This is a genomic window from Kitasatospora sp. NPDC057542, from assembly GCF_042801945.1.
Classification (GTDB): Bacteria; Actinomycetota; Actinomycetes; order Streptomycetales; family Streptomycetaceae; genus Kitasatospora.
This window is the reverse complement of record NZ_JBHVFE010000104.1, coordinates 1-22,746: the sequence shown is the minus strand read 5'-3', so window position 1 is coordinate 22,746 and position 22,746 is coordinate 1. Positions and strand designations below refer to the sequence as shown.

At 74.2% G+C, this 22,746-nt stretch carries 17 protein-coding genes and 1 rRNA gene; 4 read left to right on the top strand and 14 right to left on the bottom strand.

Annotation, left to right across the window (positions count from 1 at the left end; genetic code table 11):
- Nucleotides 1-73 precede the first annotated feature (73 nt).
- The 3 genes from ACFU7Y_RS15950 to ACFU7Y_RS15940 form a co-directional block, all read right to left on the bottom strand.
- Entirely contained in the window at nucleotides 74-1,516 is a 1,443-nt protein-coding gene (locus ACFU7Y_RS15950; protein WP_224282950.1) for an aldehyde dehydrogenase family protein, read from the bottom strand.
- 264 nt (nucleotides 1,517-1,780) lie between these two features.
- Complete coding sequence (locus ACFU7Y_RS15945; protein ID WP_224282949.1) at nucleotides 1,781-3,349, bottom strand: PucR family transcriptional regulator; 1,569 nt, start codon at nucleotides 3,347-3,349, stop codon at nucleotides 1,781-1,783.
- Between the two features lie 153 nt (nucleotides 3,350-3,502).
- Entirely contained in the window at nucleotides 3,503-5,575 is a 2,073-nt protein-coding gene (locus ACFU7Y_RS15940; protein WP_380768307.1) for an ATP-binding protein, read from the bottom strand.
- A 242-nt stretch (nucleotides 5,576-5,817) separates the two neighbouring features.
- Here ACFU7Y_RS15940 and gabT point away from each other — a divergent pair, with 242 nt between their 5' ends.
- Together gabT and ACFU7Y_RS15930 are read left to right on the top strand one after the other, a co-directional pair.
- Entirely contained in the window at nucleotides 5,818-7,158 is a 1,341-nt protein-coding gene (gene gabT, locus ACFU7Y_RS15935; protein WP_224282947.1) for a 4-aminobutyrate--2-oxoglutarate transaminase, read from the top strand.
- Nucleotides 7,159-7,653: 495 nt separating this feature from the next.
- Nucleotides 7,654-8,301, top strand: a complete 648-nt coding sequence (locus ACFU7Y_RS15930; protein WP_380768305.1) for a phosphatase PAP2 family protein — start codon at nucleotides 7,654-7,656, stop codon at nucleotides 8,299-8,301.
- Here ACFU7Y_RS15930 and ACFU7Y_RS15925 read toward each other — a convergent pair.
- Complete coding sequence (locus ACFU7Y_RS15925; protein ID WP_380768303.1) at nucleotides 8,274-8,606, bottom strand: DUF2218 domain-containing protein; 333 nt, start codon at nucleotides 8,604-8,606, stop codon at nucleotides 8,274-8,276. The two genes, ACFU7Y_RS15930 and ACFU7Y_RS15925, sit on opposite strands and share 28 nt — an antisense overlap.
- A gap of 166 nt (nucleotides 8,607-8,772) precedes the next feature.
- Here ACFU7Y_RS15925 and ACFU7Y_RS15920 point away from each other — a divergent pair, with 166 nt between their 5' ends.
- Nucleotides 8,773-9,318 (top strand): MarR family winged helix-turn-helix transcriptional regulator, encoded by a 546-nt coding sequence (locus ACFU7Y_RS15920; protein ID WP_380768302.1) that lies wholly within the window; start codon nucleotides 8,773-8,775, stop codon nucleotides 9,316-9,318.
- Here ACFU7Y_RS15920 and ACFU7Y_RS15915 read toward each other — a convergent pair.
- Entirely contained in the window at nucleotides 9,209-10,150 is a 942-nt protein-coding gene (locus tag ACFU7Y_RS15915; protein WP_380768309.1) for an EamA family transporter, read from the bottom strand. The genes ACFU7Y_RS15920 and ACFU7Y_RS15915 overlap by 110 nt on opposite strands.
- Before the next feature lie 160 nt (nucleotides 10,151-10,310).
- Between ACFU7Y_RS15915 and ACFU7Y_RS15910 the strand changes: the two genes are divergently transcribed.
- Complete coding sequence (locus tag ACFU7Y_RS15910; RefSeq protein WP_380768300.1) at nucleotides 10,311-11,237, top strand: LysR family transcriptional regulator; 927 nt, start codon at nucleotides 10,311-10,313, stop codon at nucleotides 11,235-11,237.
- Between the two features lie 77 nt (nucleotides 11,238-11,314).
- Here the strand turns inward: ACFU7Y_RS15910 and ACFU7Y_RS15905 are convergent, their stop codons facing one another.
- The 9 genes from ACFU7Y_RS15905 to rrf form a co-directional block, all read right to left on the bottom strand.
- Entirely contained in the window at nucleotides 11,315-12,082 is a 768-nt protein-coding gene (locus tag ACFU7Y_RS15905; RefSeq protein ID WP_224283997.1) for a ZIP family metal transporter, read from the bottom strand.
- A gap of 306 nt (nucleotides 12,083-12,388) precedes the next feature.
- Complete coding sequence (locus tag ACFU7Y_RS15900) at nucleotides 12,389-14,131, bottom strand: restriction endonuclease (protein ID WP_380768297.1); 1,743 nt, start codon at nucleotides 14,129-14,131, stop codon at nucleotides 12,389-12,391.
- 114 nt (nucleotides 14,132-14,245) lie between these two features.
- A complete protein-coding gene (locus ACFU7Y_RS15895; protein ID WP_380768296.1) occupies nucleotides 14,246-16,006 on the bottom strand; it encodes a hypothetical protein in 1,761 nt (586 codons plus the stop codon).
- A 425-nt stretch (nucleotides 16,007-16,431) separates the two neighbouring features.
- Nucleotides 16,432-17,088, bottom strand: coding sequence for a YigZ family protein (locus ACFU7Y_RS15890; RefSeq protein ID WP_224283341.1), 657 nt, complete (start codon nucleotides 17,086-17,088; stop codon nucleotides 16,432-16,434).
- 168 nt (nucleotides 17,089-17,256) lie between these two features.
- Entirely contained in the window at nucleotides 17,257-18,546 is a 1,290-nt protein-coding gene (locus ACFU7Y_RS15885; RefSeq protein WP_224283342.1) for a DUF6986 family protein, read from the bottom strand.
- A 110-nt stretch (nucleotides 18,547-18,656) separates the two neighbouring features.
- Nucleotides 18,657-20,210, bottom strand: coding sequence for a DUF2637 domain-containing protein (locus tag ACFU7Y_RS15880; protein WP_224283343.1), 1,554 nt, complete (start codon nucleotides 20,208-20,210; stop codon nucleotides 18,657-18,659).
- Nucleotides 20,211-20,431: 221 nt separating this feature from the next.
- Nucleotides 20,432-21,097 (bottom strand): response regulator transcription factor, encoded by a 666-nt coding sequence (locus tag ACFU7Y_RS15875; protein WP_224283344.1) that lies wholly within the window; start codon nucleotides 21,095-21,097, stop codon nucleotides 20,432-20,434.
- Nucleotides 21,049-22,458 carry a histidine kinase gene (locus ACFU7Y_RS15870; RefSeq protein ID WP_224283345.1) on the bottom strand — a complete coding sequence of 470 codons (1,410 nt, stop codon included), beginning with the start codon at nucleotides 22,456-22,458 and terminating at the stop codon, nucleotides 21,049-21,051. Before ACFU7Y_RS15870 ends, ACFU7Y_RS15875 begins: the two co-directional genes overlap by 49 nt.
- Nucleotides 22,459-22,659: 201 nt before the next feature.
- A 5S ribosomal RNA gene (gene rrf / locus ACFU7Y_RS15865) occupies nucleotides 22,660-22,746 on the bottom strand; the annotation flags it as partial.

The following is a 22,746-nucleotide window of genomic DNA, read 5'->3' as shown; positions in this document are numbered from 1 at the left end:
GGCCCGGTTCGGCGAACCGGGCCCTCCTGCCGCCTGGTGCCAGGGCACCGCTACGACACCGCTACGGCATCGCTCAGAGGTCGAGGCCGGTCAGGACCATGACCTTCTCGACGGTGTAGTCGTCCATCGCGTACTTGACGCCCTCACGGCCGACACCGGAGTCCTTGACGCCGCCGTACGGCATCTGGTCGGCACGGTAGGACGGCGCGTCGCCGATGATCACACCGCCGACCTCCAGCTCCCGGTGGGCGCGGAAGGCGGTCTGGAGATCGTGGGTGAACACGCCGGCCTGGAGCCCGAACGCCGAGTCGTTGACGGCCGCGAAGGCCTCGTCCACGCCGTCCACCTTGTGCAGCGACAGCACCGGGCCGAACACCTCGGCCTTGGCCAGGATGGCGTCCCCGGGCAGGTCGGCCAGCACGGTCGGGGCGTAGGTCGCGCCCTCGCGGGTGCCGCCGGTGAGCACCTTGGCGCCCTTGGCGACCGCGTCCTCGACCCAGGACTCGACGCGCTTCGCGGCGTTCTCGTCGATCAGCGGGCCGACGTCGGTCGCGTCGTCGCTCGGGTCACCGGTGACCTGCGCCTTGACCTTGGCGACGACCTTCTCCGCCAGCGCGTCGTACACCGAGGCGTCGGCGATCACCCGCTGCACCGAGATGCAGGACTGGCCGCCCTGGTAGTTGGCGAACATCGCGATCCGGGTGGCCGCCCAGTCCAGGTCGGCCTCCGAGGACCAGTCGGCGAGCACCACGGCCGCGGCGTTGCCGCCGAGCTCCAGGGTGCAGTGCTTGCGCGGCACCGAGTCCATGATCTGGTAGCCGACCTTGTCCGAACCGGTGAAGGAGATCACCGGCAGGCGCTCGTCCTGCACCAGGGCCGGCATCCGGTCGTTCGGCACGGTCAGGATCGACCAGGAGCCGACCGGCAGGTCGGTCTCGGCCAGGATCTCGCCCAGCACCATCGCCGACAGCGGGGTCGCCGGAGCCGGCTTCAGGATGATCGGGGCGCCGACCGCGATCGCCGGGGCGATCTTGTGGGCGACCAGGTTCAGCGGGAAGTTGAACGGGGCGATCCCGAGCACCACGCCGCGCGGGAAGCGGCGCACCACCGCGAAGCGGCCCACGCCGCCCGGGTCGGTGTCCAGCCGCATGGTCTCGCCGTTGGTGCGGCGCGCCTCCTCGGCGGCCCAGCGGAAGACCGACACCGCACGGCCGATCTCACCGCGGGCCCACTTGATCGGCTTGCCGTTCTCGGCGCTGACCAGCTGGGCGAGCTCCTCGGTGCGCTCGGTCAGCCGCTTGGCCACGTGGTCCAGGGCGGCGGCACGCTGGTGCGCCGGGGTGGCGGCGAACACCGGCAGCGCGGCGACGGCGGCGTCCAGCGCCTCCTCGACCTGGGCCTCGGTCGGGATGCTCACCTTGCCGACCAGACGGCCGTCCCAGCTGTTGTGCACCTCGAAGTCGGCGTCGCCGCTCGCCCGGCGGCCGGCGAGCCAGAAATCGTACGTGGTGGTCACCGTGGTACCGGCCCTCTCCTCGTCTGTCCTACGGCCCACGGACGTGGGACCCGGATTTGAGGGTAGGCGGGGCGGCGCGCCGACCGGATTGGCCGACTAGGAGCGTTCGCCCCCGGGGCCACTCCACCGCGTCCTACCCGGGGGTGGCTCGCGTCCCGCGGGGGCGCGCCTGCGTCCTACGGGACCCGCCTGCGTGCTACCGGGCCCTCCTGCATGCTGCCGGGACCTCCCGTGCCGCCGGGCCGCCTGCGTCCTGCCTGCGCCTCACTCCTCGCCGGAGCGGAGCGCCAGCCACAGCTCCATCCGCACGTCCGTGTCGTCCAGCGAGCGGCCCAGCAGCTCCTCGACCCGGCGCATCCGGTAGCGCAGCGTGTGCCGGTGCACGCCCAGGTCGGCCGCCGCCGCGTCCCACTGGCCGTGCCGGGACAGCCACGCCCGCAGCGAGGCCACCAGGTCCCCGCGGGCCGTCCGGTCGTGCTCCCGCAGCGGCCGCAGCAGCCCCTCCGCGAAGGCCGTCACCGCGTCCTCGCCGAGCAGCGGCAACAGCGAACCCGCGCCGACCTCCTCGTGGTCCACCGACCGGCGGCCACCGCGCAGCGCCACCGCCAGCGCCCGCTCGGCCTGCGCGTGCGCCGTCCCGGCCTCCTCCAGCGCGGCCGGCGCCGAGACGCCCAGGGACAGGCCCTCGTGCTCCTCCACCGCGCCCAGGCAGGCCCGGTGCACCGCGCCGTTGTCCAGCGCCAGCACCATCAGCCGCGGCCCGTGCACACCGTCCTCCCGCGCCACCAGCAGTTTCTCGCCCACCCGGGCGCCCGCCTGCTCGGCCCGGTCCCCCAGCTCCCCGAGCGCCTCCGCGGCATCCGCGTTGGCCGGCCCGGCCCCGGCCACCAGAACCCGTATCGTGCCCTCCGGCAGCCCTCCGAACAGCCCCGCCGCCACCTGGCGGGCCGTCGCCACCTCACCGGCCAGCACCATCCGCAGCAGCGCCGCGCCCATCCGCTCCTCGGCCTGCCGCAGCTCCCGCGAACGCTCCAGGGTGAGGGTCAGCAGCGCCACCGCCGCGTTCAGCACGTACCGCTCGGTCGGCGTGATCCGGTCCTCGGTCCCGACCGCCAGGAAACCCCGGGCCCGCCGGTCCGCCCCCAGCGACTGGACCACCACGTAGTCCTCGTCCGCCGTGTCTATCCCCGGCGCGCGCCCCTGCAACGCCGCACTCGACGGCGCCGGCCGCCGACGCAGCCGGTCCACCTCCGCCGCCAGCCGCCCCGCCCGGCGCGCCGCCCAATCCGGAGCCACCACCGACAGCGCGCCCGACCCGTCGTACAGCGCCGCCCAGCCCCCCAACCGGGCCGCCAGCCGGCGCACCACCGCCGTCGTTCCGTCCTTGCCGAGCGCCGCCCGGGTCAGCTCCTCCTGCGCCTCGAAGCTGGTCGTCACCGCCTCGTACTGCTCAGCGGCCAGCGCCGCCGACACCACCTTGCTGATCGCGATGAACGGCGTCGGCTCCGGCACCCGCAGCAGCGGCAGCCCGCGCTGCGCCGCCGCGTCCACCAGCGGCTGCGGCACCTCGGTGTGGGACAGCCCCACCCCGAGCCCCAGACCGACCACCCCCGCGTCGGCCAGCCGGTGCACGTACGCCTGCAGCTGCGCCGCCGTACGGCCCAGCTTGATACCGGTGGTGAGCAGCAGCTCGCCACCCTCCAGGAACGGCGTCGGGTCGTCCAGCTCGCTGGTGTGCACCCAGCGGACCGGCCGCTCCAGGTGATCCGCACCGGCGAGGACCGTCAGATGGAGCGACGTGTTGCGGACGACGGAGGCGAGTGTGGGGGGCATGGCACCTTCGGGGGATCGACCTGACCGCGCCATTGCGGCCGGGCGAGGAGAGGGACGTGGGACTGGTGAGGGTCTCTCCCCTTCATTATGGACGCTCCGGACAACCCGCACTGCCGAATCCACCTCGGAGGCGACTTCCCGGCGGCCCCGCCGTCACCCCCGCAGATCCACCAGCAGCGGCGGCACCTGCTCCCCCGACACCGCCGTCAACGACACCACCGCGTGCCCGGCCGGCAACGCGTGCGCCAGATCCGACGGCGACCACCGCAGCCGCTCCACGTCCCGCGTCGTCACCGACTCCGTCTGCGCCGTCGTCCCCGACAACGCCTTCCGCCCGATCCGCCCGGCCCGCCGGATCACGCCACCGGAGGTGTCGGGGGTGTGGGTGACCGCGCTCTCCTGCACCAGGTGCGTCCCCCAGGCCTCCGAGAACAGCTTCCCGTCCCACGGCGCGATCCCCGGGAACGCAATCCGGCAGCCGACCGCGCCGAACAGCGGCGCCCGCAGCGCCTCCGGCAGGTCCACCAGCGTCCGCAGCAGCAGCACCGCGCCCGCGTTCGCCCCGCGCATCCGCTGCAAGCCGCGCACCGCGGTGGCGTCCAGCGCCGCCGAGGCGTCGTCCACTACCAGGCCGGCGAACAGCGAGCGGTCCTCGCGGGCCCCGGCCGCCTGCACGAACTGCCCCACCACCAGCCGGGACAGCATCCGCGCCGCCTCCGGGTGGCTCCGCTCGGGCAGCTTCACCCGCACCCGCAGCGGGTGGTCCAGCACCCGCATCGCGAACGGGGGCCGGCCGGTGCCGTCGGTCGCGAAGGCCTCCTCGAAGGCGGGCCGCTCCAGCAGCGCCAGCCGGTCAGCCAGCAGCGCCCCGGGATCGTCCGCCCGGTCGCGCTGCCGCTCCCGGTACTCCAGGTCCCGCTCGTGGACGGCCAGCCGGCCGGCCACACCGAGCGCCTTCACCAGGGCCGCCAGCACGTCCGGCTCACCGGCCAACAGCGCCCGCAGCTCCCGCACCCCCGGGTAGCGGCCGTACGCCGCATGGAACGGACCCACCACCTGCTGCAACGCGGTACGGGCGTGCTCCGCGCGGGCGGTCAGTTCGTCCGGCAGCAGCGCCTCGGCCAGCCGGGCGGCCGCCTCGTCGGGGTCCCGCGCGGCGCCGTAGAGGTCCAGCCCGTAGAGCGAGGACGGGTCGCCGGGCGCGATCACCACGTCGTACCAGGAGTCCGGGCCGAGATCGGCGTCCGCCGCCCCGACCACCACCGCACAGGCGGTGCCGGACAGCGCCTGCAGGCACAGCGCCTCGGCCACCGGCCGGGCCAGCCGCGCCGTCTTCCCCGTCCCGGCCGGGCCCACCGCCAGCAGCGAGGTGCCCAGCACCGCCGGGTCCAGCGCGAAACCGGCCGCCCGGTGGCCCAGCGGGTTCTTCGGGACGTCCTGTGCGGTGCCCAGCCGGACCTGACCGAGCAGCAGATCGTGCCGCTCCGCGCGGCCGGGCAGCTCGCGCGCTTCGGACGGGTGGGCGAAGGCCGCCGCGCCGCGGGTGGCCACCTGCTCGGTGAAGGCGGGCACGAACACCGGGTCCGCCTGGGCGGACTCCCAGGCGCGCCGGATCCGCACGTAGTCGACGTCCCCCACGGCCTCGCCGTCCAGCCGGGCGGCTGCCTCGGCAGCGCCGCCCTGGCGCAGCCCGTCCCACGGGTCCTGCCCCCGCCCGGCCTCGGCCGCCCCCGGGGCATCCTCCTCGGCGGGCTGCTCCTGCGTCACCGTGCGCGACAGCAGCGGCGCCACGTACCGGCGCCACACCTCGGGCCAGCGGCCCATCCGGCCGAAGACCTTGATGACGGCCGCGGCCACCAATACGTTCACCGACAACCCGACGACAGTCACCAGAGTCTCGGTGGGGTGTTCGACCCAGACGGTCATCACGATCAGGTGGAGCACCAGTTGAGTGCCGTAGACGAACGCCAGCCATGCCACCACCGCATTGAGCCCCGCCCGCAGCAGTAGCGGCCAGGTCGCGACCTTGGCCGCCTCCGCCCGCTCCGGGTCAAGGCGGCGGTAGCCGAGCCGGTAGACGCCCGGGTCGGCGTCGGGGCGCGGGGCGCAGGCCCAGGCCGCGAGGTCGAAGGAGGTGGCGCCCGCACCGGGCCGTGGGTGGGGCACCGGGGTCGGGGGTCTGGTGGTGGTGCGCTCGCCGTGGTGGTGTGCCCCGCCCTGTGCCATGTACGGCCCCGCTCCCTCGCCCGCCCGGCCCGACCGCCCGTCGGTGCCGCCATACCCATGCCGCCGTACCGGCGACACGCCCGCGCTCAGGGTAGTGGAGCGTGGCCTGCGGGTAGTCGCGCCACCCGCGCTGGCCGTGCCGGACAAGTCGGACGGCGCACTGCTACCGAGTGGCGCGTGCCCGGGTGGGGAGGGCGGCCGTAGCCTGCGAAGCACCGAGCCGAGAAGTCTGGAGAAACCCCATGAGCGCCGCAACGCCGCTCCCGCAGGAGCGCCGCCTGGTCACCGCGATCCCCGGTCCGAAGTCGCAGGAGCTGCACGCCCGCAAGCTGGGTGCGGTGGCGGCCGGTGTCGGCACCACCCTGCCGGTGTACGTGTCCCGTGCCAACGGTGGCGTGCTGGAGGACGTGGACGGCAACTCGCTGATCGACTTCGGCTCCGGCATCGCCGTGACCAACGTCGGCAACAGCGCCGAGGCCGTGGTGGCCCGGACGACCGAGCAGCTGGCCAGCTTCACCCACACCTGTTTCATGGTGACCCCGTACGAGGGCTACGTGGCCGTCGCCGAGCAGCTGAACGAGCTGACCCCGGGTGACCACGAGAAGCGCACCGCGCTGTTCAACTCGGGCTCCGAGGCCGTCGAGAACGCGGTGAAGATCGCCCGCGCCTACACCAAGCGCCAGGCCATCGTGGTGTTCGACCACGGCTACCACGGCCGCACCAACCTGACCCTGGCGCTGACGGCTAAGAACATGCCGTACAAGCAGGGCTTCGGTCCGTTCGCCCCCGAGGTCTACCGGGTGCCGGTCGCCTACCCGTACCGCTGGCTGACCGGTGCGGAGAACGCCGCCACCGAGGCCGCCGCCCAGGCGATCGACACCATCAACAAGCAGATCGGCGCCGAGAACGTCGCCGCGATCATCATCGAGCCGATCCAGGGCGAGGGCGGCTTCATCGAGCCGGCCAAGGGCTTCCTGCCGGCGATCGTGGAGTTCGCGAAGGCGAACGGCATCGTGTTCGTCGCGGACGAGATCCAGACCGGTTTCTGCCGCACCGGCCAGTGGTTCGCCTGCGAGGACGAGGGCATCGTCCCGGACCTGATCACCACCGCCAAGGGCATCGCCGGCGGTCTGCCGCTGTCCGCGCTGACCGGCCGCGCCGAGATCATGGACGCCGCGCAGACCGGTGGCCTGGGCGGCACCTACGGTGGCAACCCGGTGGCCTGCGCCGCCGCGCTGGGCGCCATCGAGACCATGAAGGAGCAGGACCTCAACGGCAAGGCGCAGCGGATCGGCGAGATCATGCTGGGCCGCCTGCGGGCCATGCAGGAGAAGTACGAGATCATCGGTGAGGTCCGCGGTCGCGGCGCGATGATCGCCGTCGAGCTGGTGAAGCCGGGCGGCAAGGAGCCGAACGCGGAGGCCACCGCGGCCATCGCCAAGGCCTGCCACGCCGAGGGCCTGGTCGTGCTGACCGCCGGCACCTACGGCAACGTGCTGCGCTTCCTGCCGCCGCTGGTCATGCCGGAGCACCTGCTGAACGAGGGCCTGGACATCCTGGAGGGTGCGTTCGCCGCCCTCTGAGCGGTGTCGCCCGTCAGGTCGTGAACCCCCGCCGGAGGGTTGTCCGGACAGCGCTGAACGGCCCGTGGGGACCTCTGGTCCGCACGGGCCGTTCGGTTTGCGGGCGCGCCGTGCGGGCGGTCCGGGCATGATCGACGGGGTGCCCCGGAGGCTGCCCGGCGCAGGGTGAAGATGATGTGCGGAATCGCTGAAGGCGCTCGGCGCGGAAGGGCTGTTGACGTAGTGTCATCGCAGATGGACAGCGAGCCTCAGCCCTTGGCGCGGCCGTCCGCGGGGCCCCGTCCGGGGTCGTTTCCGCGGGTGCCGCGTGAGGACGACCAGGCCGGCCCGGGAGGGCCGGCGCACACCGAAGGCCGATCGACCGACCGTCCGACCCACACCCCCCGGGGCGCACGGAACGGCGATCATCAGAGCCGCCCCGGAGCTCTCCCCCCTGCTCCGGGGCGGCTGTCCGCTGCCCTGGGGCGGGCGGCGCGGTCGGTCGCCGTACCGGTGGTGGCGGCGGTGCTCCTGCTGGTGGTGTCCTGGCAGGTCGCGGCGGACGGGCCGCTGCTGGGCGTGGACCGTTCGGTCCGCCAGGCCGTCCGCACGGCCCACCTGGACTTCCCGAGCGCACTGCTCGACCGGTTCGGCCACTTCCTGTCCGACCTGGGCAGCGGCGTCCCGGCGGTCCCGGTGCTGCTGTCGGCCGGCGCACTGGCCGCCTGGCGCGGGCGCCGGGCCGGGGCCGGGCGCTGGTGGCTGCCGCTGCCGGTGGCGGCGCTGACGGCGGGGCTGATCCCACTGCTGGTGGTTCCGGCGAAGTCGGCCTTCGCCCGGCCGGGTCCGCTCGGGGAGGCGCTGACGGCGGGCCAGTGGGGCTGGTACCCGTCCGGGCACACCGCGACCGCGACGATCTCGTACGGGGTGGCGGCGCTGCTACTGGCCCGGGTGGCCGGGCCGCGCGCCGTCCGGGGGCTGGCGGCGGGTGCGGTGCTGCTGTCGCTCGGGGTGGGTGCGGGGCTGGTGTGGAGCGACTTCCACTGGCTGCTGGACGTGGTGGCGAGCTGGTGCCTGGCCGTCCTGGTGTTGTGGTCGCTCGCCCGGTGGCTGCCCCGGCCGGGTGCCGGGAGGCGTCAGGCCTCGGGGTCCTCGTTGCGGTGAACCAGGCCGGCCTCGCCGTTGTCCCGGTGCCACTCGATGACGAGTTCGTCGCGGGCTCCGAAGCGGACCAGGTGGCGGCCGACGACGTCCTCCAGACCGGGCAGGTTCTCGCGCTCGCCCTCGACGGTGAGCAGCAGCGCGTCCGGCTGGGCCTCCAGGGTGGCGGTGCCGGCACCGAAGACCATCGTGCCGCGGCCGGTCTCCTCGGAGTAGACGGCCTCGATCTTGCGCCCCATGTGGGCGGCGAGCTGCTTGGCGTAACGGCCCGGGCGGTCGGTGACGACGCGGGCTTCGGAGCGGGGCATGGGCCCTCCAGGGTCCGGGAGGGAACTTAGGGTCCCCTCACTCGGGGCAACGCTAACCCAGGTACTGAGCTAGGCTCAACATATTTCCGCGATCGCCCTCCGCCGCCGGCCGCGGGCCCCGGACCGACGGCTACCCTGGGGCGGACGCCAGCCGAGGAGACCGCCGATGACCACCACGCCGACCGACGAACCGGCGGCCCCCTCCCCCGGCCCCCAGCCCGGCACCCCGGGCACCGCCGCCGAACTGGCCGACGCGATGACCAGGGCGATCAAGCGGATCCGGCGTCAGACCGGCTGGCGGCTGGAGCCGTACGGCATCACCCCCGGCCAGGCCCGGGCGCTGCGCATGCTCGCCCATGTGCCCGGCTGCGAGACGCCGGACCGCGCGATGCGGCTGAGCGACCTCGCCGACAAGCTCCACATCGCCCCGCGCTCGGCGACCACCGTGGTCGACGCGCTGGAGGAGGCCGGTCTGGTCGAGCGCAGTCCCGACCCGGCCGACCGGCGGGCGGTGCGGATCCTGCTGACCGAGGCCGGGCAGGCGGCGGTGGAGCGGATCGGACAGGTCCGGGACGAGGTGGCCCAGGAGTACTTCGGCGAGGTCAGCCCCGCCGACGAGGAGGTGCTGCTGCGGGTGCTGCGCTCGGCCGAGGCCCGCTTCCTCGCAGCCGGGCCGCCGCACCGCCAAGGGCCCCCGGGCGCAGCGCGGTGATCCCGATCCCGGCGATCACCAGCAGCGCGGCCGCGGCGGCCGTCGGGCTGATCCGCTCACCGAGCAGCAGCCAGGCCGAGGACATCCCGAACACCGGCACCAGCAGCGAGTAGGGCGCGACGGCGGTCGCGTCGTAGCTGCGCAGCAGGAAGCTCCAGGCGACGAAGCCGAGCAGGGTGGAGACCAGCCCGACGTAGCCGATCGCCCCCAGTCCGGCCGGGGTGACGTCGCGCAGTGCGCGCAGGTCCGCCTCCGGTCCCTCGACCAGCAGGGACAGGACCAGCAGCGGCAGCGGCGGGACGGCGCTGACCCAGACCATCCAGCGCAGCGCGTCCGGCGGCGCGGCCTTGCGGGTCAGCACGTTGGCCAGACCCCAGGCGACGGCGGCCAGGACCACCAGGACGAAGGCCCCGAGCGGCCCGCCGACGCCCTGGTCGCAGGCGGCCAGCGCGATGCCGGCGAAGGCGATCGCCAGGCCCGCCAGCCGCAGCCCGCCGGGGCGTTCGCGCAGCAGCACGGCGGCGAACAGCGCGGTGAAGCCGGCCTGCCCCTGGAGCACCAGGGAGGAGAGCCCGGCCGGCATCCCGGCGTGCATGCCGAGGAAGAGCAGCCCGAACTTGACCACCCCGAGGACCACGCCGACGGCCACCACCCAGCGCCAGGCCACCCTGGGCGGGCCGACGAAGAAGATCGCCGGCACCGCGACGACGGCGAACCGCAGGGCGCAGAAGAGCAGCGGCGGGAAGCTGTCGAGGCCGACGTGGATCAGGACGAAGTTGAGGCCCCAGACGGCGGCCACCAGGACGGCCAGGGCGATGTGGCGCGGGCTCATGCCGCCCCGGCCGCCGTCGCCGCTCGTGCTGCTCGTGCCGGCCGTGCTGTTCTGGCCGCTCGGGGCGGCGGCGGTTGTCGCGGTCATGGGTCGAGCATGATGGCGCCGGACCGTGTAGCACCAGCGATGAATACTGAAGGAGACGCTTTAGGATCGCTGCATGATGGATCTGGGGCGCCTGCGGGCGCTGCACGCGGTGGCGGTGCACGGCTCGGTCGGCGGGGCGGCGGCCGCGCTCGGCTTCACGCCCTCCGCGGTCTCGCAGCAGATCGCCAAGCTGGAGCGGGAGACCCGGACGGTGCTGCTGGAGCGGCAGGGCCGGGGCGTGGTGCTGACCGATGCGGCGCGGGAGCTGGCCGTCACCGCGCAGACCGTGCTGGGGCTGCTGGAGCAGGCCGCGGTGCGGCTGGAGGAGCAGCGCGGTCAGGCCGTCGGGCGGTTGCTGGTGGCCGCGTTCCCGTCCGGTGCCCGTGGACTGATGCCCGGGGCTCTGGCCGACCTGCGGCGGCGCTGCCCGGAACTGGACGTCCGGCTGCTGGAGCGCGACCCGTACCCCGCGGCCGAGCTGGTGGCCCGGGGCGAGGTGGACCTGGCGCTGGTGCAGGACTGGCCGACCGTGCCGCTGCCGGTGCAGGAGGGGGTCTCCCGGATGGACCTCGGGACGGACCCGGTGGACCTGCTGTTGCCCGCCGACGACGGGCTGGCCGCGCTCGACCCCGTGCCGGTGGAGCGGCTGTGCGGGCAGCGCTGGATCAGCGTGCCGCCCGGCAACATCTGCCACGACTGGCTGGTCCGCACCCTGCGCGAGGCCGGTGAGGAGCCGGACGTGCGCTACCAGGTCGGGGAGTTCGAGACGCAGATCGCGCTGGTCGCGGCCGGTCTGGGGATGGGCCTGGTGCCGAGGCTCGGGCGGGGCCCGCTGCCGCCCGGGGTGGCGGTCCGCCGGGTGACGCCGGAACCGAGCCGCCGGGTGTTCGCGCTCTGGCGCTCGCAGGCCTCCCGGCGGCCAGCCATCACCGAGGCACTGGCCTCGATGCGGGAGTGCTGGGGCGGCTTCCGGTCTGAGGGCCTCGTCGGCCGGTCCTGAGGGCAACCGCCTCCGCCCTCGCGGACCTCGGCGTCCGGATCGACGGCTGACGGGCCGGCCCCGGACCTGTTCGGGCCTCAGCCGGCGAAGCCGATCACCAGCCACATGAAGCCGACCCCGGCCACGGTGCAGAGCAGAGTGCTGCGCGAGGGGTGCGGGCTGTGCGCCTCGGGGAGGATGTCGGAGGTCGCCAGGTAGAGCAGGAAGCCGGAGAAGAAGCCCAGGTAGAGGCCGAGCAGGTGCCCCGGGATGGTGAACGCCAGGGTGATCGCCGCGCCGGACACCGGGGCCAGCGCGTCCGCGGCGAGCAGGGTCATCGCCCGCCGCCGGTCGTTCCCGTACAGCCGGGTGATCGTGTACGTGTTGAAACCGTCGGCGAAGTCGTGCGCGACCACCGCGATGGCCACCACCGTGCCGACCGTGGTGCCCGCCTGGAAGGCGGCGCCGATTGCGAAGCCGTCCATCACGCTGTGCCCGACCAGGGCCAGAGCGGCGGTCAGGCCGATGCCCTGACGCCCGGCGGCGTGGGCGTGGGCGTGCCCGTGGTGGCCGTGGGAGTGCGCGGCGTATTCGCCCTCGTGGCCGCGGTGGATGGCGACCGCGCGCTCGACCACGTGGATGGTGAGGAAGCCGGCCGCGAACATCAGCAGCGCCTGCGGCACGCCGTGCACCTCGTCCGGCGCCTGGTGGATCGCCTCGGGCAGCAGGTCGAAGGCGACCACGCCGAGCATCAGTCCGGCGGCGAAGCCCAGCACCAGGTGGCGGCGGTCGCGGGTACGCTGGGCGACGAATCCGCCGACCAGGGTCATCAGGAACGCCGCGGCGGCGACCAGGACCGCGGTCATCGGGCCGGCTCCGTCCCAGGTCCGGCCGGGTGGCCGGGGCCTTCGCCGGGTGGTCCGCCGAGCGCTCTGCGCATTCCTCTCCCCCTGGGATCCGCCCGTGGCCGGGCCGACCGCCGACCGTACCGGACGCCCGCTCGGCGGTGATCACCCGGGGTGCCGGGGGCCCGGCCGGGAGCCGTTCCCCCAGCCTCGGCCCGGGCGTGCAGGGGCGCCCTCCGGATGGGCCGTTCGGAGTGAGGCTGCCCACCGGGGCGGACGGCCGGCGCGGTCCGCCGGGTCGAGGGCGGTCAGCCGGGTGGAGGGCGGTCAGCCGCCGGTGGCCAGTGGCAGGCCCAGATGGGTGTGGGCGAGTTCGCGGACGCCGTCGCCGTCGATCAGGTGGATGTGCCGATGGCTCTCCTCCGCGGTGAGGTCCAGCACCTCCTCGGTGAACCGGCCGGTGGTCAGCCGCAGGCCGCGCTCGGCGGACTCCTCCCCGACCGCCTCGGCCAGGGTCTCGATCTGTTCGGCGCCGACCGGCCCGGTGTCCCGGGAGGCCCAGACCACCCAGCGGCCGGGCAGCGCGGTACCGGGTGCGCCCTCGCCGGTGGCGACCAGCCCGGCCGGGCCGCGCAGCCGGACGCTCCACTGCGTGATCCCGCCCCGGGTCAGCAGATCCCGCACCAGCTGGGCGAACTCGTTGGCGGAGAGGTCGGAGGCGGCCGGCACGGTGGCCCCGGCCTGGGCGGCCGGCTGGACACCGACCCGGTCGTACGGGTCCGGGGTCACGGCGGCACCGAGCTGGCGCAGCCGCACGAGGGCCTCGTCCTGCTCGGCGTCGGCGTAGACGCCCTCGTCGTCGCGCTCCTCGTACGGGGTGCCCGGCGGCAGCAACCGGGTGCGGGCCAGGGCGTCGCGGTCGGCGTCCACGCTGACCAGGCAGAGCGGCTCGGCCGTGGCGGGATCGCGCAGCCAGCCGTTGAGGACGACGCCGGCGAGTATCTCGTCGGTGTCGACGGCGTCGGCGGCCTGAAGGGCGCGCAGGGCGAGCCGGGCGACCAGCCGCAGGTAGTCGGTGGCCCGGTCCGCGGGCGGGCGCGGCACCGGGAGGATGTCGCCGTCCGGGGCGAGCCGGTAGCCGGTGAGCGAGGGCACCAGCTCAAGCGGCGGCAGGTCGAGGTCCAGCACGGCGGTGCGGGTGAGCGGGCGGAAGACCGCCCGGCAGGGGGCGGGCAGGTCCTGGGTGGCGGTCTCGGCGGCGGCCAGCGCCCGTTCCAGCAGCGACTCCACGGCGGCCGGCTCGGCCAGCCGGTAGGCCCGTCGGCACTCTTCCAGGCTCTCGTTGTACTCGCGCACGGCGCGGGCCCGGGCCTCCTCCGCCGCCTCGTGGGCGCGCCGGGACTCGTCGACGGCCGGGCTGCCCGCCTCGGCCCGGCGGGTACGCCACTCGCGCAGGGCACGCTGGTGGGTGAGCCGGGCCTGGGCCAGCTCGCGCTGGTAGCCGGAGTCGAGCAGCCGACGGGACGGGCCGCTCTCCGGATCGGCCGCGGGTGGCTCGGCGGGCGCGAAGTCCTCCCAGCGGGGCTCGGGCTCGTCGGCGGCGCCGGGGCCGTCGGCCGGGTAGGGGCGGGGCTGGTAGTGCCGCAGCTGGCTCTCGAAGTCCATGGCCGAGACGGGCAGCGCGGCCCGTCGCAGCAGGTCGGCCAGCCGGTCGTGCTCGGACTGCACGGCGAGCGTGCGGTGGTGGGTCAGGGCGGCGGCCCGGGCGTGCACCGCCACGGCCTCGTCCGGATCGGCCCCGCCGGGGCCGGGGTGACCGGCTCCCCGGTCGGCGGGCCCGGGGCCGGCCGCCGGGGCCTCAGGGCCGTCGGGGCCCGGGTCGCTACCGGTCGGAACGTCGCCGGACGGGCCGTCACCGGCCTTGCCGCCGCTGGGGCGGCCGGTGGCGGCGCCCTCCGGATCCTGCTCGTCCTCGGCACCGAGGTCGCGGAAGACCGAGGCGAGGAAGCCCGGTCGGGGGAACTGGACGGTGGCGGTTCCGTCGGACTGGCCGTCTGCTGAGTACTGCATCGGTCGTCGTTCCCCCATGCTCGTCCGGCGCCTGCCCGGGGCGACCGGAGAACCCGCGGGCCCGCCCCTGCCGGACATTGTCCCCCGAACAGGCGCAGTGGTCAGCCAAGCCGCTCAGTTGGTCCGAGTGTTGGTCAGGTGCAGACCGATGTAGCCGACGTAGATCCGGCCACTGCCGGAGCAGTCGTCCAGGTAGTGCAGCCGGGGCGCGGTGCGACCGCCACCGATCCGCAGGTGCGCGCCCATGAACGCGCGCCGGGAGGAGTCGACGCACTCCGGCACCGGCAGCATCCGCTCGCGCTTCCACTTGGTGTGGCTGAACACCGTCCGGGACTCCCCGCGGACCGCCTTGCGGGGCGGGAACCGGCGGCAGCCCTCGGGGGTGCGCTCGCACCACTGCTTGAAGTCCCCGCCGGCCGCACCGCGCACGGCGGCCTCGGCGTACTCTTGAAGGGCGGTCAGCCCGTCCCAGGCGAGCCGGGCCCAGCCGGCGCCGGCGCACTGGAGCTCGTCCAGGGCCAGCGCGTTCTTCTGGTCACCGGTGAAGGTCACCAGCGGGAACTCACCCAGTCTGGCCATGAGTTCGGTGAAGGTCTCGGGCGTGCCACGGCGATCGTGGGGCTGGGCGGCGGAGTGCGGCCCGACGGCCGACCCACTGCCCGGTGCGACGCAGTGGCGCCCGGTCAGGGCGCGGGTTCCGGAGCGGAGACGGCCCTCCCGGATGTCCCGGCCGTCGCGGCCCTCCCGGCCCTGGCCCCGCTCGCGGTGTTCGCGGCGCTCCAGCCGCAGGGTGTGCCGGACCCGTTCCAGCTCGTCGGCCCTGGCCTGCTGTTCGGCGCGGTCCTGCTGCTCCTCGCGGGCGAGCGCGGCCAGGTCGGCGCCCTGGTACGGGGCAGCCCGACCGATCGTCCGTTCGACGGCCTGCTCGACGACGTGCTCAGCCGCCCGCTCGGTGGCCTGCTGCGCCGTCCGGCGGAGCTGCGGCGGCGGGACGCGCAACACCGGGACGGCCGCCAGCGGCGGTGGCAGCGGCTGGTCCGCGGCCAGGCGGCGCGGCTCGCGGGCGAGCAGCCCGGCGGCGCGGCGCAGGTCCTGCTCTATTCGGCCCCGGGCGAGCACCGGGTGTCGGGCGCTGTCCTGCCGGGAGGCCGGGTCGACCTCGGGCAGATAGGTGCGCACCGCTCCGCCGTAGACGGTGTGGTACTCCAGTGCGACGTTGAACCCGGTGCGGGCCCCGGGGTCCAGCACGTAGGCGGTGGCGAGGCCGGGCAGCTGCTGGCAGAGCGGGGACACCACGTCCTGCACCCAGCGGTCGACCGGGAGGTTCACCGGGACGCTGGCCACCACGGTGGGCAGCCTGCGTTCGGGGTCGCACAGCTCGTCGATCAGGGTGTCGACCTCGTCGGCCGTGATCACCCGGGGTGCGGAGTGGACTGCCGCCGGGCCGTCGGTGGCGTCGAGCAGTGGGAGGAGCGAGCGGGCGAGTTCGGGCACCGGCACCCGGCACGGGGTGCGCACGCCGCTGCCGGTGCTGTGGGCCTCGGCCTCCAACCGGACCCAGGTGGGGCCGTCCGAAGCGGTGGACACGGTGAGGGTGAGCTGCTGGGTGCCGTGCGGGGCCGGGATGCGCAGGCGGCGGCGGTCGTAGCGGCCGGTGCCCGGTCCGCCGCGCAGCGGGCCGTGATCGCGGTCGAGCAGGACGCGCTCGCCCAGGCGGAGGCGCTCGGCGGTGGGAGCCGGTTCGGCACTCTGCCCGACGGGGGCGGGGGAGTCCGGAGGGGGCTCCTCGAAGCCCTCCTGCTTCAGCCAGGAGGCCAGCTGCTCGTCGGCCAGGGCGACGGCCTCAGCGTGCGCGAGGGCCGTGGTGACCGTCATCCGGTAGGGCGTCGCGGGACCGCGGGGACCCGGTAGGTCGGCACCGGTGTGCGGGCGGACGCGGTTCGGGGCGGAGCGGTTCGCGATCAGGTGGTGGGTAGTCAGGCGGTTCGAGGTCGGGTTCGTCGCGGGCTGGGGATTCGAGGTCGAACGGTCTGAGGTCATGCGCATACCTCCGTGGTGCGGGGGTGGGGTCCTGTGTCCTCCATCGATGGTTTCGTCCGGTTCTGCCGGAGCCTTGCCCAGGAAACGCCACGGCCCGGAGCGGAAGTTCCAACTCCGGGCTACGACACTACGTTCGGGTGAATGTGCTCAAGCGGCCTTCCGCGTGGCGCAGGGCCTGGGCCACGGGAAACGGCCGGTCACGGGCCGTCCGGCGGCTCCTCCGACCGGCGGGACCCACGAGGTGCCGCCCGCCCCGGTGGTCAGACCGGCACCTCGACGTAGGTGCGGCCGGCCGGGGCCGCCACCGCGGTACCGCCGGTCGCCTCGGCCAGCCAGGTGTGGAAGTCCGCCGCGTCCGGCTCCGGCACGCCCACCTCGATCCGCACCCCGGCCGCCTCGTAGGCCAGGTCGGTCACCGCGTACCCGGCCGCCCGCAGGTCGTTCTCCACCCGCCCCGCCCGGACGTGGTCCACCGTCACCGCGAGCAGCGCGACCGGTCGGCGCTCCAGCAGGCCGATCTCGTCCACGGCCTCCGACACCGCGTTCCCGTACGCCCGCACCAGGCCGCCCGCACCGAGCTTGATCCCGCCGAAGTACCGGGTGACCACGGCGACGGTGTCGGTCAGCCCGCGCCGGCGCAGCACCTCCAGCATCGGCACCCCGGCCGTGCCGCCGGGTTCGCCGTCGTCGCTGGAACGCTCACGGCGCTGCTCGTCGCCGACCACGAAGGCGGTGCAGTTGTGCCGGGCGTCCCAGTACTGCTTGCGGATGCCGGCGATGAAGGCCTGCGCCTCCTCCTCGTCGGCGACCCGGGCGAGGTGGCAGATGAACCGGGACTTCTTGATCTCGATCTCGTGGCTGCCGGCCCGCCGGATGGTGAGGTACGGCCTGGCGGTGGGCTCCGGCGTGGCGGACATGGTACGGGGGTCCTCCCGAGGACGGCGAAGGCTGGCGGCGCAGGCCCCGGGGCACCGGGGCGGCACCGCCAGCCTAGTTGGCGCGCGGCGGGAGGGGTCAGCCGCCGGGCTCGGCAGCCGGTTCGACGGTCGGTTCGGCGGTCGGCCGCGATGCCGGCCGCCGGTGGGTCAGCGGCCGGCCAGGGCGTTCAGCCGCTCGCGGTCCAGGCCGGTCAGCGCGGTGACCTCGGCGAGGTCGACGGCGCCGCAGTCCAGTCCGCGCAGCAGGTAGCCGCTCAGCGCCCGGGCGCTGGCCGGCTCGTCCATCACGTCGCCGCCCGTCCTGGCGACGTACGCGGCCAGCCGGGCGGCGGAGGCCGCCAGGCCCTCGCGGTAGAAGGAGTAGACGGCGGCGTAACGGGTCGGCAGGTGCGCCGGGTGCATGTCCCAGCCCTGGTAGTAGGCGCGGGCCAGCGAGCGGTGGACCAGGCCGTGGTGGAGCTTCCAGGCGGCGTGCACCTGCTCGGTGGAGCCGGTCGGGACGACGTTGGTCGAGCCGTCGCAGAGCCGCACCCCGGTGCCGGCGGCCGCCACCTGCATGACCGCCTTGGCGTGGTCGGCGACCGGGTGGTCCATGCTCTGGTGGGCCGCGCTGACGCCGCAGGCGGCGCTGTAGTCGAAGGTCCCGTAGTGCAGGCCGGTGGCGCGTCCCCCGGCGGCCTCGATCATCCGGGCGACGGTGGCCCGGCCGTCCGGACCGAGGATCGCCTGGGTGGTCTCGATCTGGATCTCGAAGCCGATCCGGCCCGCGGGCAGTCCGGCCCGGCGCTCGAAGTCCTCCAGCAGCCGGACCAGCGCGGTGACCTGCTCGGCGTAGGTCACCTTGGGCAGCGTCAGGACCAGGCCGTCCGGCAGCCCGCCGTTGGCCAGCAAGGTGGCCAGGAAGAGCTCCAGGGTGCGGATGCCGCGGGCCCGGACGGGGACCTCCATGCACTTGATCCGGATGCCGAGGTACGGCGGGGCGCAGCCCTCCGTCACCGCCGCGGCGACCAGTTCGGCGGCGCGGACGGCGGCCGCGTCCTCCTCGGCGTCGGGGCGGGGGCCGTAGCCGTCCTCGAAGTCGATCCGCAGGTCCTCGACCGGCTCGCGCTCCAGCTTGGCGCGGACCCGGGCGTGCACGTCGGCGAGCAGCTCGTCGTCGGCCACACCGAGGGCGCGGGCCAGCTCGGCGGGGGTGGCGGCATGCCGGTCGAAGGCCTCCAGGGCCTGGCGGCCCCACTCCCGCACGGTATCGGCGTCGAAGGCGTCGGCCGGGACGTAGACGGTGTGCACCGGCTGCCTGGTCCCGGGCTCCCCCGGGTAACGGCGCGCCAGATCGGCGTCCACCGGGGCGAGCAGCGCCTCCACGGCGGCGCGGGCCGCGGTGGAGAAGGAGGGCCCGTCCGTCGGCCCGCTTCCGTCGACCCCGACCCGCCTCATCCGCACTCCTCCATGCCGAACCAGCGCTTCAACAATTTGTTGAGGCGAAGGTAGCTCCGGCGGGACCGGGCGTCAATGGCCGACCGAGCCCTGGACGGCGGCGGCTGCGGTCAGTCCCTCCCGGCGGCGACGTAGCGGTCGCGCAGCTCCGGGAACAGCTCGGCGACCTCCTTGGGGTGGACCGAACCGTCCGGGCCCTTGCCGGTGACGCCGAACTCCCTGGTCAGCCAGTCGGCGAGGCGCTGGGGATCGGGCTGGTGGCCGTGGACGTCCATGTACGAGACGAGCGCCTCGTAGGCGACGTCCGGGTCGAGGCGAGCGGGCGCCGGGGGGAAGCCGGGCTGCTCGGCATGCACGGGCTGCTCGGCCGGGACCGGCTGCTCGGGCTCGGCGGGCTGCTCGGGCTGCTGCTGGGGGCCGGTCGCCTGCTGGGCCTGCGGACCGGGAGCGGGCTCGGCGGCGGGGACAGGCTCCTCGGCAGCCGGGCGCGGAGGCTTGAACCAGGGCGAGGCCTGCCCGGGCACCCGCCCGCCCGGGGCGGCGTCGGCCGGGTGGCCGGTGGTGCGGACCGGGCGCTCGGTCCAGACGTTCAGCTCCTCACCACGCGGCTGCGGGACATCGTCGGCCGCCTCGTCCGGTTCCTGGGCGGCCCGCAGCCTGACGGCGGCCAGCTTCGCGAGCATCGGTGCGGCGACCTCGGCGGACATCGGCGCGACGGCCGCGGGCACCTGCGCCGGAGCCTGTTCGGGCTGAGCTTGTTCGGGCTGGGTCTGCTGGACCTGCGGTGCCTGCTGGGGCTGCTGTACCTGCTGGGTCTGCGGTACCTGCTGGGTCTGCGGTACCTGTTGGGGCTGCTGGGGCTGCGGCACCTGCTGGGAGTGGGCCTCAACAGCCGGGGCGATGGCCGCGGCGACACGGTTCTCCTGGGCGTCGATCCCCTGCACCTCCTGCCCCGTCAGCGTCTCCTCGGCTTCGACCTCACGGCCCTCGTCATCCAGCCGGTCGAGCAGCGCCGGGTCCAGCGGCACGCCGAACTTGGCGAGCTTGAGCGGCAGCAGCGCCTGGATCGGCGCCGAGCGGCGCCAGCCACGGCCGTACCGGAAGCGCAGCTGCGCCCGGTAGACCAGGCGGTTCTGCTCGAGTCGGATGACCTCGTCGTAGGAGCGGAGCTCCCAGAGCTTCATCCGCCGCCAGAGCCGGAAGGTCGGCACCGGGGAGAGGATCCAGCGCATCACCCGGACCGACTCCATGTGGCGGTCCGCCGTGATCGCGGCGATCCGGCCGACCGCGTGCCGCGAGGCCTCGACCACGACCACGAAGAGCACCGGGATGACGGCGTGCATCCCCATGCCCAGCGGGTCGCCCCAGGAGGCGGCCGCGTTGAAGGCGATGGTGGCGACGGTCAGCAGCCATGCGGTCTGCCGCAGCATCGGGAAGGGTATTCGCAGCCAGGTCAGCACAAGGTCGAGCGCGAGGAGCACGACGATGCCGGCGTCCACGCCGATCGGGAAAGCATAGGAGAAGGCGCCGAAACCCTTCTCCTCGGCCAGCTCGCGCACCGCGTTGTACGAGCCCGCGAAGCCGATGCCCGAGATGATGCAGGCACCGGCCGCGACCAGGCCGAGCAGGCCCCGATGGGCCTTGGTGAGCGTTGGGCGTGCCATTACGTCTATCAACCCCTGGATGTCGGCTGCTGCCGTACGCTGCCACGACTGCCGGGTCCCGCTGGTCGGGCCGCCGGACGGCTGGGCAACCTCCGGGCTCGGCCCACCGGAGTTTACTCGTACACGTGTTTAAGCGTTCCCACAGCCTGGAGTGTCACGGTGAGCAGCCCGACACCGGCCCCGGCACCGTGCGGAGCTGCGCCGGAGGCCGGACCGGATCGTCAGCGGGTCTGCCCCGCCGTGCCGTTGAGGTAGGCCAGTACGGCCAGCACCCGGCGGTTGGCGTCCTCGTCGGGGGCGAGTTCGAGCTTGCTGAAGATGTTGGCGATGTGCTTCGCCACCGCACCGTCGCTCACCGAGAGGCGGGCGGCGATCGCCGAGTTGGAACAGCCCTCGGCCATCAGTTCCAGCACCTCACGCTCGCGCGGGGACAGCCGCAGCAGTGGACCGGGCCTGCGCGACGTGGTCTGCATCAGCTTGGCGATCACGTCCGGGTCCATCGCCGTGCCGCCCGCCGCCACCCGGCGGACCGCATCGATGAACTGCCCGGCGTTGAACACCCGGTCCTTCAACAGGTAGCCGATCCCCCCGGTGCCGTCGGCCAGCAACTCCCGCGCGTAGAGCTGCTGGACGTGCTGCGACAACACCAGCACCGGCAGGCCCTGGATCTCCCGCCGCGCCTTGAGCGCGGCCTGCAAGCCCTCGTCGGTGAGCGTCGGGGGCAGCCGGACGTCGACCACGGCCACGTCCGGGCGGTGGGTCAGCAGCGCCTCCAACAGCTCGGGGCCGGTCTCCACCGCCGCCGCGATGGTGAAGCCGTGCGCTTCCAAAAGCCGGATCAGGCCTTCGCGGAGGAGATAGAGATCCTCGGCGAGGACAACTCGCACGGCAACTCCAAGGTGATGGTGGTGGGTCCGCCCGACGTGCTGTCGATGGAGAGGACACCGTCGAAGGTACCCAATCGCTTCTCGATCCCGCGCAGTCCGGTCCCCCGCGAGGGGTCCGCCACCCCTGCACCGTCGTCCGTCACCGTGACCCGCAGGAAGCCGGCCCGGTAGAGGATGTCCACCCATACCTGGTCCGCCCCCGAGTGCTTGGCCGCGTTGGCCAGCAGCTCGCAGATGCTGAAGTACACGGCGGCCTCCACCGGGGCCGGCGGCCGGTCCGGCAGGCTCACGCAGACCTCGGTCGGCAACGCGCTGTCCAGCGCCAAGGCCCGGACGGCGTCGCCCAGCCCACGCTCGGCGAGCACCGGCGGGTGGATGCCGCGCACCAGGTCCCGCAGCTCCTGGAGCGCCCGGGCCGAGGACTGCCGGGCCTCGGCGAGGAGCTCGCGCGCGGCCTCCTGGTCGGTGTCCATCAGGTGCTCGATGGTGCCCAGCGTCATGCCGATCGCGACCAGTCGTGCCTGGGCGCCGTCGTGCAGGTCCCGCTCGATCCGCCGCAGCTCGGCCGCCTGGTTGCCCACCGCGTCCGCCCGCGTCTCGGTCAACTCGGCCACCCGCCTGGTCAGCTGGGCATGCGTCGCCCGGCCGTCCTGGTCCAGCACCCGGCGGGCCGCCTCCGCGTACAGCCGCACCGCGAACGGCGCCACGAGTATCCCGACGACGATCATCGCGGCCCCGAGCACGACGCTCAACAGGATGGACGCCATCCGGCCGCTCAGCGGACCGAAGTCGGACGCGGGAACCGGCCCCGACAGAATGTAGGCGGCTCCCAGCCCGAGCAGCACGGCCACCGGGCCGACCAGGGCCACCGCGAGAAGCGGGTTCACCACCATCCAGAGCAGCTCGGCACGGGTGGTCCGGTCCCGCAGGCCCCAGTGGAGCACCTGCGCGTACTTCGCCACCGTCCGCGAGCGGTGGTAGGTGTAACCCGTCCACCAGTGCCCGCGACCGTCCAACTCCAGCTCCGGACGAGGCTCGTAGGTGGCCGGCAGCCGTATGCCGAACCAGCGCTCCAGCTGACCGCGGGTGCGGTCGGCGACGCCGCGAACGAGGAAGGCGGCCACGAAGGAACCGGCGGACGCCGCCACCAGGAGCGCAGCGAGGATTCCCGGAGAGTAGTTCTGGAGGATCTGTGCCGCGATCACCCCGGAGAGAACGGCTGCCGCCACCGGCAGGACGAACCCCGGCACTGCGGCCAGCAGCACCAGGACCAGCCGTGTCAGGCCCTCACCGCCGGCCGCGAAGGCAGCCCGGGCCTGCGCACGTACGGACGTGCCGCTCGTACGACTCACTGTTGTCACGGGAAGCTCCTGATGCCGGTACCGATCGTCCTCCATCAGTGTTCACGAAGCACCCGCCACCGGCACGGGCCATGGCACCCCAATTCCGGGGTAGACCTAGGACCACCTACTGGTGGACAAAGTGGCACCGACGGGTGAGATGATCCGGAAATGCGAAGAACCCCCATCCGGGTCCCGGATGGGGGTTCTTTCTGAAGAATTGTTCGGCGGCGTCCTACTCTCCCACAGGGTCCCCCCTGCAGTACCATCGGCGCTGTAAGGCTTAGCTTCCGGGTTCGGAATGTAACC

Bases quoted from the DNA above. Each gene is read 5' to 3' on its own strand.
- ACFU7Y_RS15880 (WP_224283343.1), bottom strand. From the start codon at position 20,210: ATGGCACGCCCAACGCTCACCAAGGCCCATCGGGGCCTGCTCGGCCTG.
- ACFU7Y_RS15925 (WP_380768303.1), bottom strand. From the start codon at position 8,606: ATGCCCCGCTCCGAAGCCCGCGTCGTCACCGACCGCCCGGGCCGTTAC.
- ACFU7Y_RS15945 (WP_224282949.1), bottom strand. From the start codon at position 3,349: ATGCCCCCCACACTCGCCTCCGTCGTCCGCAACACGTCGCTCCATCTG.
- ACFU7Y_RS15920 (WP_380768302.1), top strand. From the start codon at position 8,773: ATGACCACCACGCCGACCGACGAACCGGCGGCCCCCTCCCCCGGCCCC.
- ACFU7Y_RS15910 (WP_380768300.1), top strand. From the start codon at position 10,311: ATGATGGATCTGGGGCGCCTGCGGGCGCTGCACGCGGTGGCGGTGCAC.
- ACFU7Y_RS15915 (WP_380768309.1), bottom strand. From the start codon at position 10,150: ATGAGCCCGCGCCACATCGCCCTGGCCGTCCTGGTGGCCGCCGTCTGG.
- ACFU7Y_RS15885 (WP_224283342.1), bottom strand. From the start codon at position 18,546: ATGAGGCGGGTCGGGGTCGACGGAAGCGGGCCGACGGACGGGCCCTCC.
- ACFU7Y_RS15905 (WP_224283997.1), bottom strand. From the start codon at position 12,082: ATGACCGCGGTCCTGGTCGCCGCCGCGGCGTTCCTGATGACCCTGGTC.
- gabT (WP_224282947.1), top strand. From the start codon at position 5,818: ATGAGCGCCGCAACGCCGCTCCCGCAGGAGCGCCGCCTGGTCACCGCG.
- ACFU7Y_RS15890 (WP_224283341.1), bottom strand. From the start codon at position 17,088: ATGTCCGCCACGCCGGAGCCCACCGCCAGGCCGTACCTCACCATCCGG.
- ACFU7Y_RS15940 (WP_380768307.1), bottom strand. From the start codon at position 5,575: ATGGCACAGGGCGGGGCACACCACCACGGCGAGCGCACCACCACCAGA.
- ACFU7Y_RS15900 (WP_380768297.1), bottom strand. From the start codon at position 14,131: ATGCAGTACTCAGCAGACGGCCAGTCCGACGGAACCGCCACCGTCCAG.
- ACFU7Y_RS15895 (WP_380768296.1), bottom strand. From the start codon at position 16,006: ATGACGGTCACCACGGCCCTCGCGCACGCTGAGGCCGTCGCCCTGGCC.